This window comes from Idiomarina sp. 017G (assembly GCF_004362265.1).
Taxonomy (GTDB): Bacteria; Pseudomonadota; Gammaproteobacteria; order Enterobacterales; family Alteromonadaceae; genus Idiomarina; species Idiomarina loihiensis.
Genome location: NZ_SNWT01000007.1, coordinates 13,856 through 28,020, shown reverse-complemented (window position 1 = coordinate 28,020; position 14,165 = coordinate 13,856). Strand labels below are relative to the sequence as shown.

The 14,165-nt window shown below is 48.2% G+C and carries 11 protein-coding genes; 8 read left to right on the top strand and 3 right to left on the bottom strand.

Features of this window, described 5'->3' with window-relative positions; all coding sequences use genetic code 11:
* Positions 1-6 precede the first annotated feature (6 nt).
* A complete protein-coding gene (locus tag DEU30_RS09675) occupies positions 7-1,803 on the top strand; it encodes an ATP-binding protein (RefSeq protein ID WP_114982139.1) in 1,797 nt (598 codons plus the stop codon).
* Positions 1,804-1,824: 21 nt separating this feature from the next.
* Here the strand turns inward: DEU30_RS09675 and DEU30_RS09670 are convergent, their stop codons facing one another.
* Positions 1,825-3,129 carry a nitrate/nitrite transporter gene (locus tag DEU30_RS09670; protein WP_227016371.1) on the bottom strand — a complete coding sequence of 435 codons (1,305 nt, stop codon included), beginning with the start codon at positions 3,127-3,129 and terminating at the stop codon, positions 1,825-1,827.
* A 248-nt stretch (positions 3,130-3,377) separates the two neighbouring features.
* On the opposite strand from DEU30_RS09670, the gene narL reads away from it, so the two are divergent.
* The 7 genes from narL to DEU30_RS09635 all read left to right on the top strand — a co-directional run bounded on the left by narL (position 3,378) and on the right by DEU30_RS09635 (position 10,834).
* On the top strand, positions 3,378-4,037 hold the full coding sequence (gene narL / locus DEU30_RS09665; RefSeq protein ID WP_011233445.1) for a two-component system response regulator NarL: 660 nt from the start codon (positions 3,378-3,380) through the stop codon (positions 4,035-4,037).
* Between the two features lie 137 nt (positions 4,038-4,174).
* On the top strand, positions 4,175-5,473 hold the full coding sequence (gene yegQ, locus DEU30_RS09660; protein ID WP_114982140.1) for a tRNA 5-hydroxyuridine modification protein YegQ: 1,299 nt from the start codon (positions 4,175-4,177) through the stop codon (positions 5,471-5,473).
* Positions 5,470-5,667, top strand: a complete 198-nt coding sequence (locus DEU30_RS09655; protein ID WP_011233443.1) for a YfhL family 4Fe-4S dicluster ferredoxin — start codon at positions 5,470-5,472, stop codon at positions 5,665-5,667. The genes yegQ and DEU30_RS09655 overlap by 4 nt, the downstream gene beginning before the upstream one ends.
* A 118-nt stretch (positions 5,668-5,785) precedes the next feature.
* Positions 5,786-6,442, top strand: a complete 657-nt coding sequence (locus tag DEU30_RS09650; RefSeq protein WP_016341254.1) for a helix-turn-helix domain-containing protein — start codon at positions 5,786-5,788, stop codon at positions 6,440-6,442.
* Positions 6,443-6,462: 20 nt separating this feature from the next.
* Positions 6,463-7,635: an acyl-CoA dehydrogenase gene (locus DEU30_RS09645; RefSeq protein WP_110012987.1), complete on the top strand. Its 1,173-nt coding sequence runs from the start codon at positions 6,463-6,465 to the stop codon at positions 7,633-7,635.
* A gap of 14 nt (positions 7,636-7,649) precedes the next feature.
* On the top strand, positions 7,650-9,836 hold the full coding sequence (locus DEU30_RS09640) for a thiamine pyrophosphate-dependent enzyme (protein WP_114982141.1): 2,187 nt from the start codon (positions 7,650-7,652) through the stop codon (positions 9,834-9,836).
* Positions 9,833-10,834 (top strand): malonyl CoA-ACP transacylase, encoded by a 1,002-nt coding sequence (locus DEU30_RS09635; protein ID WP_114982142.1) that lies wholly within the window; start codon positions 9,833-9,835, stop codon positions 10,832-10,834. Before DEU30_RS09640 ends, DEU30_RS09635 begins: the two co-directional genes overlap by 4 nt.
* A gap of 5 nt (positions 10,835-10,839) precedes the next feature.
* Here DEU30_RS09635 and DEU30_RS09630 read toward each other — a convergent pair whose 3' ends face one another.
* Both DEU30_RS09630 and deoD read right to left on the bottom strand, forming a co-directional pair.
* Complete coding sequence (locus DEU30_RS09630; protein ID WP_227016372.1) at positions 10,840-13,275, bottom strand: bacteriohemerythrin; 2,436 nt, start codon at positions 13,273-13,275, stop codon at positions 10,840-10,842.
* A gap of 118 nt (positions 13,276-13,393) precedes the next feature.
* The gene (gene deoD / locus DEU30_RS09625; RefSeq protein WP_114982143.1) at positions 13,394-14,104 is read right to left on the bottom strand and encodes a purine-nucleoside phosphorylase; all 711 of its coding nucleotides are present in this window, start codon (positions 14,102-14,104) and stop codon (positions 13,394-13,396) included.
* Between the last annotated feature and the right edge of the window lie 61 nt (positions 14,105-14,165).

Genomic DNA, 14,165 nt, shown 5'->3' with positions numbered 1-14,165 from the left:
CCCGGAATGATACGCAACGCTTCTATAATTAATGTCTTCAGAGTATCGCTTGCGCTTATCGTAATTGTTGCCAGCGCCTCTTCTCTCTCTGCATTCTGGCTTTTGGAAAAATCAGAGCAGGACGCGGAGTTGATTAACGTTGCGGGCTCACACCGAATGAAAGCCTATAAGTTTGCGCTGCAGCTATCTAGCGGCAAGAAAGTTCAGGCCAGCGAAACGGCGCAGGAAATAGATACACTCTGGGAACAACCTCTACTTCATCGTCACTTCGTAAAAGCTGGCGGTAGCATTCAACAGCTGGCCAAAGACGCCAGAACCGAATGGCAGCGGGTACACTCAGAAATAGCAGAGCAGGATTTTGCTCGCTTTTCCCAGCAACAAAGTAACGCCATAGACAACTATGTGAATCAGCTCGACACTCTGGTTGGCCAGCTGCAAGAGCATTCAGAAAGACGAATGGAGACGGTTCGTAGCTCGCTGGCTTTAGCCTCATTTTTTATCGTTGCCATATTTTTCTTTTTACTTACCGTGCTAAAACGAAAAATCAACCAACCGCTTCGACACCTGCTGGCGGTTTCCAAACGTTTGGGTCAGGGCGACTTTACCGCTAAGTCAAAAATCGATAACGAAGATGAAATAGGCCAGCTCTCCCGCACAATGAACAAGATGTCGGAAACCGTCAGCTACTTTTACGGTGGTCTTGAACGCCGGGTAGAGCAGCAAACTCAGGAACTGTCGCGCAAAAACAAGGTGTTGTCCTTTCTGTACGATACCGCCCGCTCCATTATCGTGCACAGTTATGACTACAATAATTACCAGCAAGTTATTGAAAAGCTCTACGAAATTGGTGAAGTAAATGACATTGAGTTATGCCTGCTAACGGAAGAAGGCAACCGCCCGTTTTTGCAACTGCAACCGCGTCCCAGTTCACACGAACCCTGTGAGGCCGGTGACTGCGCAACCTGCCTTAAAGCTGGCCCTGGTGCTTCAGTAATAGAAGACAAGCTGGTTTATCGCTTTGTGCTAAAACGGGAAGATCAAAACTACGGTGTATTAATTGTTCGCTGCGAACAGGGACAGCCTCTGGCTACCTGGCAACAGCAATTGATGAGCTCTACAGCTGACCAGCTGGCCTTATCGCAAAGCCTGAAATCTGAGGAAGAGCAAGTGCGCCGGCTGGCACTAATGCACGAGCGTACCGTTATAGCCCGCGAGCTGCACGACTCACTGGCACAGGCTTTGTCCTACTTAAAAATTCAGGTTACGCGGCTACACAAAGGCATTGAAAAGAACGATCGCGCCACGATAGATGATGTCAGTAGCGAACTGAGAGAAGGCCTAAACTCAGCCTACCGACAGTTGCGGGAGTTGCTAACGACCTTCCGCTTAAAAGTGGATGGTTCAGGCCTTTACAGCGCATTGCAGACGACGGTTAAACAGTTAACCGAACAAAGTAATATGGTTGTCCATCTGGATTACCGTCTTAACAACATTCCGCTGGTACCTCATGAAGAAATCCATTTACTGCAAATTATTCGTGAAGCCAGTCAGAATGCGGTCAACCATAGTCAGGGGAGCGAAGTACACATTAGCCTATCGCAGCCCAGTGGACAGGACGTGGAACTTAAAATTACTGACGATGGCATCGGTTTACCTGAGAATGCGGAGAAGGTTAATCATTACGGGTTAGCCATTATGCAGGAACGCAGTCGTAATCTTGGTGGTGAAATAAAAATCTCAAGACTGGAAAGCGGCGGCACGGAAGTTTGCTTCACCTTTACACCGGACTATTTGCTGCAATAGTGAAAGACACCGTCCACACTCTTAAGGGTTATAGAACTGGCCGCGTCGGCGCAAATAGACAAAACCGTTTAACAAGAGCCCGATAACATAGAAAACAATGAAGTCGATATAAACGGTGTCCATGTTTTGCGACTGCAAAGCCCAGGCAAAGCGCAAGGGCAAATAAACCGCACCCAGCATAGCGATAGTGCCCGCCCAAATTAACACTCTGTGAGTATAAGTTCTGGGAAAGACTTTGGTCATACTGACAACGACTGAACCGTTCCCCAAGGCGCTGGTAAAAATCAGTCCCAGCATGCTGATGAAGAAAGGCTCAAAGTAGAGTTCAGTGGCACCATGTTGAGCAAAATACATGTAGCGGCCAGCCAAAGCCCCGAATATCATCATCAACAACAGACTCACTTGCGTTATCAGAGCGCCACCAAAAATAGTCGCCAGCCAACGTCCGAAAGGCCTGGCTAACAGAGCAATAAAAGGCCCCATCCAAACCAGAATTAAGGTGCTGTAACCAAACACAAATTCCAGCATCAGTGGCAATGCCATAGTAAAGCCAATAAAGCTACCAAACGTCATGTTGTACAGAATACTGCAATACCAAACGTGCCCATTGTGAGCCAGCAGCTTTCTTAAAGTGACTTTGGGTAATGACTGTTTGTGGTTTGACAATAAAGCAGCCGCGGCGCTCAAAATGGCTGTCAGGCCAAAAAGAATCGCCCAGACAAAACTGAAATTGTTTAGCAAAATAGTCTGGCCAGCCTCGATGCGAGCGAAAAAATGACCACTGCTGCGCTCGAGTATGAGAGCGGAATCTACCGCAGCTAACTGCCAGGTAGCCAGCAGAGGCACAACCAGCTGAGCTAAAAACAGAGAGAATATCATCATGCCGATAACCAGGCTCATGGACAACGGCAAGGGGATCATGACCTTTGACTGGCGGGTTAAGTCGAATGCAGGCGCAAACATCATGCAGCCCATGCCTGACCCCGCAGCTAAAGCAACCAATATAGGATAGCTCAGCTGCACAGCTGAAAATTGCACAAAACTGATAATACTCATTAGCAGCATAAGCGTGGCAATAACTGTAGGCATCCATCGTCCGAGGATATTGACTAGCAAAGTTCCTAACAACTTGGACACAGCACCGCTTGCCCCAGCAATAGCGACTAATGACAGCAACTGAACCGGGCTTAAGTTAAGGTTTGATTTTGCCAGTAATACAACGATAACGCTCCAGCTTGCCCAAAATGTGACACCAAGCAATAACACACTCAGCGTTAACCCACGGGAAAGCGCGCGAGAACCGAGGTAATCACGAACATCGCTCATTGTATTCGCTTGCGAAACTTTACCCATAACATTGCAATTCGTTGTCATATTCACAGAGTAAGGACTTTGCAACTATGAGGGTTTGGATACAACTCACATCAAGAGTTAGTTTTAGGTTTATTATGGAGTAAGCAGCTACCTCTTTTGGAGTAGAATTTTATTCAGAAGTGTAAGTAATGCTTGTCTGCGGTGAATTTGTGCACAAGCTATGTCAAACTAACCAGGTTAAATTTATAAGGGAGAACACTATGACAACCGAAGCGGCCAGCATTATGCTCGTGGATGATCATCCACTACTGCGCAAAGGATTAAAGCAGTTGATTGCGATGGAAGATGACATGACCGTTGTCGCAGAGGCCAGTAATGGCCCGGACGCCTTGCTGCTAGCAGTAGAGCACGACCCTGACTTAATCGTTCTGGATTTGAACATGCAGGGTATGGATGGCATAGAAACTCTGAAGAGACTCCGCGACTCAGGAGTCACCTCGCGGATCATCATGTTAACAGTGAGTGATGCTGATGATGATGTGGTTGCGGCAATTACCAATGGTGCTGACGGTTACCTGCTAAAAGACATGGAACCCGAACTGCTGTTGGAACAGATTCATCGCGCTGTTACCGGCAAAATGGTTTTAAGCGAAGCCATTACCGAAATACTGGCGACCGCACTGCGCCAACCAACGCAGTCAACCACTTCTCAATTGAGTAACTTAACCAATCGCGAGCACGAGATTTTAAGCTTAATTGCCAAAGGCATGAGTAATAAGGTCATTGCCCGCGAACTGGATATTTCAGATGGCACAGTTAAAGTACACGTAAAGCACCTATTGAAGAAACTGGGGCTACGCTCCCGGGTTGAGGCCGCCGTATGGATGGTCAACCTACAGGGTAATAAAGCGCCTCAATAAGGACCGATAATAATCGCCCGTAATCGCGAGGGTAATCTGCCAACACCTACCCTCGCTACCTCTCCTTGATTTGCGTCAAGCTGCCAATTCCCTGATTCTGCTATTCTTCACCGTTAATTTGGTGATACAGGTGTTTTATGTCAGCCGCAGATTTCCGTCCTGAGTTACTTTGTCCTGCCGGTAGCCCTGAAGCTATGCGTATGGCTTTTGCTTACGGTGCAGATGCCGTTTATGCTGGCGAACCTCGCTATAGCCTGCGGGTACGCAATAACAGCTTTACCCTGGAAAACTTGGGCGAATGCATTAACGAAGCTCATCAGCAGGGAAAGCGTTTTTATGTTGTGGTAAATATTGCGCCGCACAACGCCAAGCTGGCCCGTTTTGTTGAACACATTTGCACCATTGTCGACATGAAGCCCGATGCCTTAATTGTGTCTGACCCCGGCGTGGTTATGTTGCTGCAACAGTACTTTCCCGACCAACCTCTGCACTTATCGGTCCAGGCCAACACGGTCAACTGGGCTGCACTTCAGTTCTGGCAACAACAAGGCATTGAGCGAGTTATTTTGTCGCGCGAACTGGGACTCAAAGAAATTGCTGAAATGCGCAAGCAAGTTCCTGATATGGAAGTTGAAGTATTTGTACACGGCGCACTCTGCATGGCCTACTCCGGGCGCTGCCTGCTATCTGGTTATATGAACAAGCGCGACCCAAACCAAGGCGCCTGCACCAATGCCTGTCGCTGGGGGTATGAGGTGCATGAAGCAAAGGAAAACGCTGTGGGTCAATATGAACCGGTACTGCTTGGTGACCCGAAGCGTCCACAGGATTTAATGTTGCTGGATGAGGACATACACGGCTCCTACATCATGAACTCGAAGGATTTACGCGCGGTTGAATATGTAAAGGACTTAGTTGAGATGGGTGTGCATTCTTTAAAAATTGAAGGCCGCACTAAGTCAGACTATTACATTGCCAGAACAGCTCAGGTTTATCGGCGCGCAATTGACGACGCCGTGGCCGGTAAGCCTTTTAATAACGAGCTGCTTAGCGAACTGGAAAGTATGGCAAACCGTAGGTTTACCGCAGGTTTCTTACAACGCCATACGCCACAAGACTTGCAGAATTATGAACGCTCGCACAGCGAAGGCGAGCATATTCTGGTCGGGCAACTGGCAGCAGCAACCGCCGACAAAACCTTATATGAGGTTGAGGTGAAAAATGGCTTTTCTATTGGTGATGAACTGCTGCTGATGACACCCAAAGGTAATTATCCGTTTCAATTGGCACGCATGGAGTCGCTTAAAGACGAGGCCATGATCCGCGCGCCCGGTTCCGGTTATCAAGTGAAACTGCAGACACCGGTTAGCATCGAGAAGAACGATATTCCCTTTTGTTTTCTGATAAAAGAAGCAACCGTGAGGAAAGTAGCATGATTGTCATTAACGATGGCTGTATTAACTGCGATGTTTGCGAACCCGAATGCCCAACCGAAGCGATTTCAATGGGCGACAGCATTTACGAGATAAATCAGGATAAGTGCGTAGAGTGTGAAGGCTATTACGATACACCGAACTGCTACGCGGTATGTCCGGTAGAGGCTGTCGATATTCTACAAGATAAGGGGTAACTCTCATCTCTCTTTAGAGGTAGATAAATTTGCTGGAGGGTTTTGTATAGTGAACCAGATCAATAATTCAGCAGATGAGATGACTATGCGTACCCCAATTCAATGTAGCCAATGCAGCATGCAATCAATTTGCGTTCCCGCCGGTTTAGTGCCAACCGATGTCGAAATTCTTGATAAATGCAGCCGCGAACCGCACCTTTTTAACAAGCGTAATGTTGTTTTTAGTGAAGGGCAAAAACTCAATTCAGTTTTCGCAATAAAAAGCGGCTCGGTGAAGTGCTACACCATTGACAGCAATGGTAAGCAGCAAATTACCAGCTTTCATATGGTTGGCGACATTGTCGGTCTTGAGAGCTTAGCCAGCGGTTCAGCAGCTACATATTGTGAGACCATGGAAACCTCTATGCTGTGTGAAATTAGACTGAGCAAATTATTTGCGCAGGAACTTCCTAAAGTTGAAAGTAACCTTCTGCAGCTTATGAGTCGACGCTTAGCAAATTGCAGCAAACATTACTTAAACGTTGTTAATACCAGTGCTGAACAGAAAGTTGTGGCCTTTTTACTTTCAATAAGCACGCACATGCATCAACATGGATTGTCCCGCAGTGAGTACCGATTGCCAATGACACGCACGGATATTGCTAATTATCTGGGCCTGGCTGTTGAAACTGTCAGCCGTATTTTCACTGCCCTGAAAGAACAGCAGCTGATTAACACCGAGCAATCCATTCTCACTATTAATGACTTTACGGCTCTGGAAAGCCGAGTCGCTTAGTACTTTTTTCAGGAGGTTACATGTCATCCGCTGGTTTCAATTGGTCCGATCCGCTCAACTGGCAAAATGCTTTGTCAGATGAAGAAAAAATGATTCAGGAAAGCGCTCATCAGTACGCTCAGGAAAAGTTGATGCCTCGCGTACTGGAGGCCAACCGCAACGAGAACTTTGATCGCCAGATTATGAACGAACTGGGTGAGATGGGGCTACTCGGCGCGACCTTACCGGAAGAATATGGCGGCAGCGGTGTGAACCATGTTAGCTATGGCCTTATTGCGCGAGAAATTGAACGTGTCGACAGCGGCTACCGCAGTGCTATGAGTGTGCAATCCTCTTTGGTTATGCATCCTATTTACACCTTTGGTACCGAGGCTCAGCGCAAGAAATACTTACCTAAATTAGCCAGCGGTGAATGGGTTGGGTGTTTCGGCTTAACAGAACCCGATTCCGGCTCTGACCCCGCCAGTATGCGCACCACCGCCAAGCGCACGGACAACGGTTATGTGTTGTCTGGCTCTAAAATGTGGATAACCAACTCGCCTATCGCCGATGTGTTTGTCGTCTGGGCAAAACTCGACGGCGAGATTCGCGGTTTTGTACTGGAAAAAGGCATGAAAGGCCTGAGCGCCCCCAAAATCGACGGTAAGTTCTCGCTACGTGCGTCTATTACCGGCGAAATTGTTATGGATGGCGTTGAGGTGTCTGAAGACCACATTTTTCCGGAAGTTAAAGGCTTAAAAGGCCCGTTTAGTTGCCTGAATAAAGCTCGCTACGGCATTGCCTGGGGCTCGCTCGGCGCAGCAGAGTTCTGCTGGCACGCAGCACGACAATATACGTTAGAACGCAGTCAATTTGGTCGCCCGCTGGCAGCAAACCAGTTAATACAGAAAAAACTGGCGGACATGCAGACCGAAATTAGCCTGGGATTATTAGGCTGCCTGCAAGCTGGGCGCGAGCTGGATAAGGGTACACTCAACCCAATAGCCATCTCATTAATTAAGCGCAATAGCTGTGGCAAAGCACTGGATATTGCCCGCCAGGCGCGCGATATGCACGGCGGTAACGGCATTGCCGATGAGTATCACGTTATTCGCCATGTGATGAATTTAGAAGCGGTTAATACCTACGAAGGTACACACGATATTCACGCGTTAATTCTGGGTCGTTCACAGACCGACATTCCTGCGTTTTAGTAGCGAGGCTTACCATGCGTTGCGATATTGAGGGCTGGCAACAGGACTTTATTGAGCGACTGGCGCGGGCAGACTTGCCTGCGCCGCAATCGCGGCACTCAAATTTAAACGACTCAGATCTATTCGCACTTTTTCACAGCCAGGTTCTGAGCCGCTTCATTGATATCGAATCGCGTCGCCTGCAACGCCAGGGCAAAAGCTTTTATACCATTGGTAGCGCAGGACACGAAGGTAACGCCGCAATTGCAGCGGCTTTACGGGTAACCGATCCGGCTTTTCTGCACTATCGCAGCGGCGCATTCTTTCTACAGCGTGCCAAGCAGTTAGAAGGCTCGCACTCGTTATATGACCTCATGCTGTCGTTTTGCGCCTCCAGTGAAGATCCTATTTCAGGCGGTCGCCACAAGGTTTTAGGCAGCCGGGCACTCAATATACCGCCACAAACTTCAACCATTGCTTCGCACTTGCCCAAAGCCATGGGTACCGCCTACGCCATTGGACTCAGTAAACGCTTAAAGCAAGCTGGCCAGTGGCCGGATGATGCCATTGTGCTTTGTAACTTTGGCGACGCCTCAGCAAACCACTCCACCGCCGTAGGGACTCTAAATGCCACCGGCTGGAGCGCTTATCAGGGCATGCCGATGCCTATTCTCTATGTGTGTGAAGACAACGGCATTGGTATTTCTACCTCGAATCCCAGAGGATGGACTGCCCAGCAGCTACAAAACTACCCAGCAATACGCTACTACTATGCAGACGGCGCTAATGTCAGTGAAACTTACGCAGTAGCCCGTCAGGCAGCTGAGTATATCAGGCGTACGCGAAAGCCCGCTATTTTACATTTGAAGACTCAGCGCTTCTTTGGTCATGCCGGTGCCGATGCAGAAGTTGCCTATCGCAGCAATGAATCGATAGAACAAAGTTTTGAAACTGACGTGCTTTTGCAAAGTGCAGCGCAAGTTATTGAGCGAGAACTTTGTACCGGCATTCAACTCTCGGAAAAAGCACAATGCTGGTTACAGCGCATTCGTCGGGTGGGCACTGAGGCCTCTGCCCGACCCAGGCTCGAATGCGCAGAGTCAGTCATGGCTTCCATTGTGCCAAAAACTCTGGCCGACGATACTCAGCCGCTAACCAGCACCCAGCAACAGGCGGTATTTGCGTTTGATAAGCGCAACTTTAAGAAGCCTCAACCCTTAGGCAAAATGATTAACTGGGCATTGCACGAAATATTGGCGCGATACCAGAACACCGTGGTATTTGGTGAAGATGTTGGCAAAAAAGGTGGGGTATACCACGTGACTCACCACTTGTTCGATCACTTTGGCGCAAATCGTGTGGTGAATACCTTACTGGACGAGCAAAGCATTCTTGGCTTAGCCATGGGCATGGCGCAGCAAGGCTTTCTGCCCATACCAGAAATACAGTTCCTGGCTTATGTACATAATGCCGAAGACCAAATTCGGGGCGAAGCCGCAACTCTGCCCTTTTTCTCTAATGGTCAGTACCACAACGGTATGGTCATTCGTATTGCCGGTCTGGCCTACCAGAAAGGCTTTGGCGGACATTTTCACAATGACAATTCCTTCGCCGTATTTCGTGATATTCCGGGCGTTATTGTGATGTGCCCGTCGAATGGGCAGGACGCCGTGCTCATGATGAGACAAGCGGTTCAGCTGGCCCACTGCCAAAAACGCTTAGTGATTTTTCTGGAGCCTATTGCGCTTTATATGACCCGCGACTTGCTCGCAGAGGGCGATAAAGGCTGGCTGCATGAGTTTCCGTCAGCTACCGCGCCACTACCGGCTCTCGGCGAACCTTCCAGTTATGGTGAAGGCAATGAGGTGGTTATCATCACCTATGGCAACGGTTATTACTTAAGTCGGCAGGCGTGCAGCGAACTCGCGCTTGAAAAGCGAATCCGCATTCTTGATTTGCGCTATTTAGTCCCACTGGATATTGAGAAAATTGTGGCGGCCGTTGGCTCTGCGAAACACATTCTGGTTGTCGACGAATGCCGTAACCGCGGTTCGTTAAGTGAAGAGCTGGTAACCGCTCTATACGAACACCGAGGCGACTGGCAGCGTGTTGACCGCATTACCGCCAAAGACAGTTTTATTCCTCTGGGCTCTGCCGCTTATAAAGTTCTGCCTGGAAAAGAAGACATTATCCACTATTTACAGGAGCATTTAGGCCAATGAAACAAACTGCCGTTATCGTCTGCCCCGGTCGTGGTGGTTACAACAAACCTGAATTAGGCTCTATTACTGAACGCCATTTGCCAAAGCAAAGCGATCTCATTAACCAGTTAGACAAAGTCCGCGAAAACGAAGGTTTTATTAGCGTTTCGGAACTCGACCAGAAAAGTAAGTTCGATCACCGTTTGCATTTAAAGCCGGAGAACTCTGCAGCCTTAATTTTTGCTGCCGGTTACGCCGACTTTAAAGCCGTTGACACCGAGCAGTATGACATAGTGGCAGTGACCGGAAACTCTATGGGCTGGTATACCGCTCTGGCCTGTGCCGGTGTGTGGCAGCCGGAAAACGCAATGTCTATTGTCACCGACATGGCAAAGCGAACTGCCACAGCCGAAGGTGCGCAGCTTATTTACCCAATTATGAACGAGCAGTGGCAACCGGACAAAGCTCGTGAAAAGGCCGTCAGTCAACTGGTAGAACAACACGCCGGAGAGCTGTTTTTATCCATTCGTTACGGCGGCTATGTTCTGCTGGCGGGTACACAGAATGCCATTGGCGCTGCCAGCAAAACGCTGGAACCGGTTGATAATCGCTTCCCGATGATTTTGCCCGGTCATGCGGCCTTTCATTCGCCGTTAATGAAAGAGGCGTCAGAGCAGGCTCTTTCCGTATGGGACAGCGACCATTTCAGGCAACCCGAACTGCCACTCATAGACGGCCGTGGTGTTATTTGGGAGCCGCCCGGCTGCCATTTGGATGCCCTGCAACGCTATACTTTTGGGCACCAGGTGACCGAGTATTACGACTACACCAAAGCCATTACAGTTGCCTTAAGAGAGTTCGCACCGGATAAATTATTACTGCTGGGGCCTGGCAACAGCCTGGGTGGCGCCACTGGACAGAGCCTGGTGGCAGCCAACTGGCGAAACCTTTCCAGTAAAGATGACTTTACCCAGCGACAAGAAAGTGAAGAAGCCCCGGTTATTAGCCTGGGGCTATAAATTCCCTAGTGAATACCTTTGCTGTTGAGATGTCCTTTATAAGCCATATCGCTTTTCATAATGTGGTTCATGAGCCAGGCTTTTACGAACTCCAATAGCTCATCAATCACGTCTTCGTGGCTATCAACCCGGTGTTTGAAGCGCATCACATCCTGCACTAAGTCGCGGTGCTTAAGCTTGTGGTTTTCTAAGTCAGGATAGCCGTTACGCTCCATTAGCAACTCTTCGTAGTTAAAGTGCGTAGCCGTGTAGTTAATTAACGAGTCCACCAGACGCTGTAACGCATGCTGATCACCATCGCGAAGCTTCAGGCGATACAGCTCATTAGCAATGTAAATTAGGCGCTGGTGCTGACGGTTAATTTCTTCAATGCCCACATCCAGCTTCGGCGACCATTCAATGAGTACGTCTTGTTCTGAAAGACGTCGCTCTATCACGTCTTTTTCAATGTAATAGCGGTCGCCGAGAGACTTAATTTCGCCGCCTAAAGTCGTTAATTGAGCTGAGCTTTCTAACGCTTCTTGCGAGCGTTCATCAACAATTCGTGCACTTTCAGAAAGTGAATTAATGTTTTCCTGAATATTTATGGTTACCGCAGACTGCTCTTCCGTTGTGGAGGCTATCTGAATATTCAGGTCGTTAATGACACCAACATTTTCGACAATGTCAGATAATGAACTTGCAGCCCGGTTCGCTTGTTCAACATTCTCGCCCGCCAGGGTTTTATTGCGCTCCATGGTTTGCACTGCATTGTTTGTGTTGGTCTCCAGCCGACCAATGACACTTTGTATTTCGCCAGTGGAAGCCTGTACCCGTTGTGCTAACTGTCTGACTTCATCAGCTACAACCGCAAAGCCCCGACCGGACTCACCGGCTCTGGCGGCTTCAATAGCAGCATTCAGCGCCAGCAAATTAGTCTGGTCGGCAATGTCATTAATGGTCAGTAATATTTTCGAGATAGACTGGCTATCTTCAGATAATGTTTTTATAACACGCTGAGATTCGGACACTTCTTGCTCAAGTCTCTGAATGGCAGTCACCATGGTATGAACAACCTGCTGCCCATTTTTGGCGGATATCAAGGTGTTATCAGCTTCTGTTGCGGCTTTCTGAGTTGACTCTGACACTTCACTTATCGCCGAGGTCATTTGCTCGACTGCCGCAGCTGCGCTTTGCATTTGCGAAGCCTGAGCTCTTGCCCGTTCGGCCAGCTCTTTAATTGCCTGATAATTACCGTTACCCAGCCTGTCCATACCGTCGCTCGACTTACGTATAGCATCCACTGAGTAACTGGTCTCAATAGCGACCGAGTTCAGGTAATGAGTTATTTTCGACAGCTCATCATGCCCCTCTGTCGAGCTCAAACTATTTAAGTCGCCATTTGCCAGCTGTTTGGCCATTTTAATATTGGCAGACACCGCCCGGTAAATTCCTAAATATAAGCTGGTAAATAACAGTAACTGCAATAACAACACACCGACAATCAAAGCCGCGTTGGTCCATATCACCGTATCTAATTTTGTCAGGCGCTGTTCAAGTCTCGAGTGATAAGCCGGAATAACGCTGTCGTAAAAAGCAAATAACGCCCCTGTCGCGGCAGTTCCTTCACGGAAGAAGTCACTGGCCGACATATTGCGTTCCATTAGTTTGCTAGAAGCAGTTTCGCTAAATAATCTTAACTGCTGTTCGGCTGCCTTAGCCTGCATCAACAAGCCCTGGTCGTTAACTTCTTCGGATAAACTCTCGACAACGTCCACAAAGTCGGAAACCTGGTTTTCCAGCACGTAGCTTAAAATGGTGACATCCTGCTGTAATTCGGGGCTTTCCTTTCCGCTTAACCATTGAGCTCCTAATCCCCTTAAGCGACCTCCCTGCTCAACTAACTGCGGCAGCTCTTCAACCGAAAGACGTGCTAAGAACAGGCTTGGTAAATCATTTTCCAGCAGTTGTTGGGAGTTTTTGCCAAGCAGCTTTAACGCACTTTGGACCTTTTCCAAAAGCTCAGTATGCTGATGAAAAGTGTCCGTTGAACCGCTTAAGCCCTGCCATTTACGGCGCAACTCCAGCAATAATGATTCTGGCAGCAAGTGACTTTGGCCGAATTTACTTTGGAGCTCATCCAGAGCACTAAAATGGTGGTTAATGGCTTGTACTGAACGATTTATCTCACTGGAAAACTCACGTTTTTGAGCTTCACTCCCAGTCATTCCCCGGTGCATGGCGATATGCTCTAAAAGCCCTCTTAATTCTGGCCAGTATTGAGCGGCTTCATGCTTTTGTTCAACCTGATGACTTTTTTCCAGTGAGTCATTAACCATCAACGAACTCAGTACAATAACCGGAATAAAGAGTAAAAAACCAATCAAGCTAAATTTTCGTCTAAAACTCAGTAAATTAAATAACTTTTGGACAGGGCGAGTTAACCAATCGAGCCACTTCATAACCACTCCACTACAGACAGAATCTACAACCACAAACGGTTTATTCTGCTCATTCATCGGCATTAGTCACACATAATACAGGGTTGTTGGTTGCCAAGTGGCTTTTGCTTGATCGTGATCAATAAACCAGTAAACTTTCTAATGTCATCTCGGTCATTTCAGTAAAAGCGGTCTGTCTTTCATTAGCCGACAAGCCATTGCCCGTTCTTATTTCATCAGAAACCGTCATAACGGCCAAAGCCTGTTTCTTATGAATAGCCGCTACCGCATAAAGAGCCGCTGCCTCCATATCTAGCGCCAGAACATTCATGGCTTCCAGCCGCGACTCCAGCTTTTTGTCCGGATGGTAGAAACTGTCAGTAGAAAATACATTGCCAACAGCTACACGCTGGTTCTTCTTCTGACAATAACCGACGAACTCACTTAACAATTTGTAATCTGCAATTGCTGCAAAGTCATAACCGCCAAACAGCTTTTGGTTCATTGAAGAGTCAGTACAGGCTCCCTGGGCAACGACCAGATCACGCAAATTAAGGTTTGCTGATACGGCACCGCAAGTGCCTACCCGCACTAAGCGCTCAACACCGAAATACTGAAACAGTTCCTGTGCATACAGCGCGCAGGACGGCATCCCCATCCCGGATCCCATCACCGACACGGGTGTACCGCGAAATTGCCCGGTAAATGCCAGCATATTTCGGGTATCACTTATGAGTTCTGCACTGTCCAGATGTGTTTCAGCAATATGTCTTGCCCTTAACGGGTCACCAGGAAACAAGCAAAGTTCAGCAAAATCACCGGCTTTTGCCGAAATGTGTGGTGTGGTCATAGAAGTCGCCTTGTTATTTTTTCATCAAGATAGATGACAACTCAGAAATAATCGACTATAT

What these genes read in the sequence shown, in the direction of transcription:
- deoD (WP_114982143.1), bottom strand. Translation starts at nt 14,104, where the DNA reads ATGACCACACCACACATTTCGGCAAAAGCCGGTGATTTTGCTGAACTT.
- DEU30_RS09630 (WP_227016372.1), bottom strand. Translation starts at nt 13,275, where the DNA reads ATGAAGTGGCTCGATTGGTTAACTCGCCCTGTCCAAAAGTTATTTAAT.
- DEU30_RS09670 (WP_227016371.1), bottom strand. Translation starts at nt 3,129, where the DNA reads ATGAGCGATGTTCGTGATTACCTCGGTTCTCGCGCGCTTTCCCGTGGG.
- DEU30_RS09650 (WP_016341254.1), top strand. Translation starts at nt 5,786, where the DNA reads ATGCAATCAATTTGCGTTCCCGCCGGTTTAGTGCCAACCGATGTCGAA.
- yegQ (WP_114982140.1), top strand. Translation starts at nt 4,175, where the DNA reads ATGTCAGCCGCAGATTTCCGTCCTGAGTTACTTTGTCCTGCCGGTAGC.
- narL (WP_011233445.1), top strand. Translation starts at nt 3,378, where the DNA reads ATGACAACCGAAGCGGCCAGCATTATGCTCGTGGATGATCATCCACTA.
- DEU30_RS09655 (WP_011233443.1), top strand. Translation starts at nt 5,470, where the DNA reads ATGATTGTCATTAACGATGGCTGTATTAACTGCGATGTTTGCGAACCC.
- DEU30_RS09675 (WP_114982139.1), top strand. Translation starts at nt 7, where the DNA reads ATGATACGCAACGCTTCTATAATTAATGTCTTCAGAGTATCGCTTGCG.
- DEU30_RS09640 (WP_114982141.1), top strand. Translation starts at nt 7,650, where the DNA reads ATGCGTTGCGATATTGAGGGCTGGCAACAGGACTTTATTGAGCGACTG.
- DEU30_RS09635 (WP_114982142.1), top strand. Translation starts at nt 9,833, where the DNA reads ATGAAACAAACTGCCGTTATCGTCTGCCCCGGTCGTGGTGGTTACAAC.
- DEU30_RS09645 (WP_110012987.1), top strand. Translation starts at nt 6,463, where the DNA reads ATGTCATCCGCTGGTTTCAATTGGTCCGATCCGCTCAACTGGCAAAAT.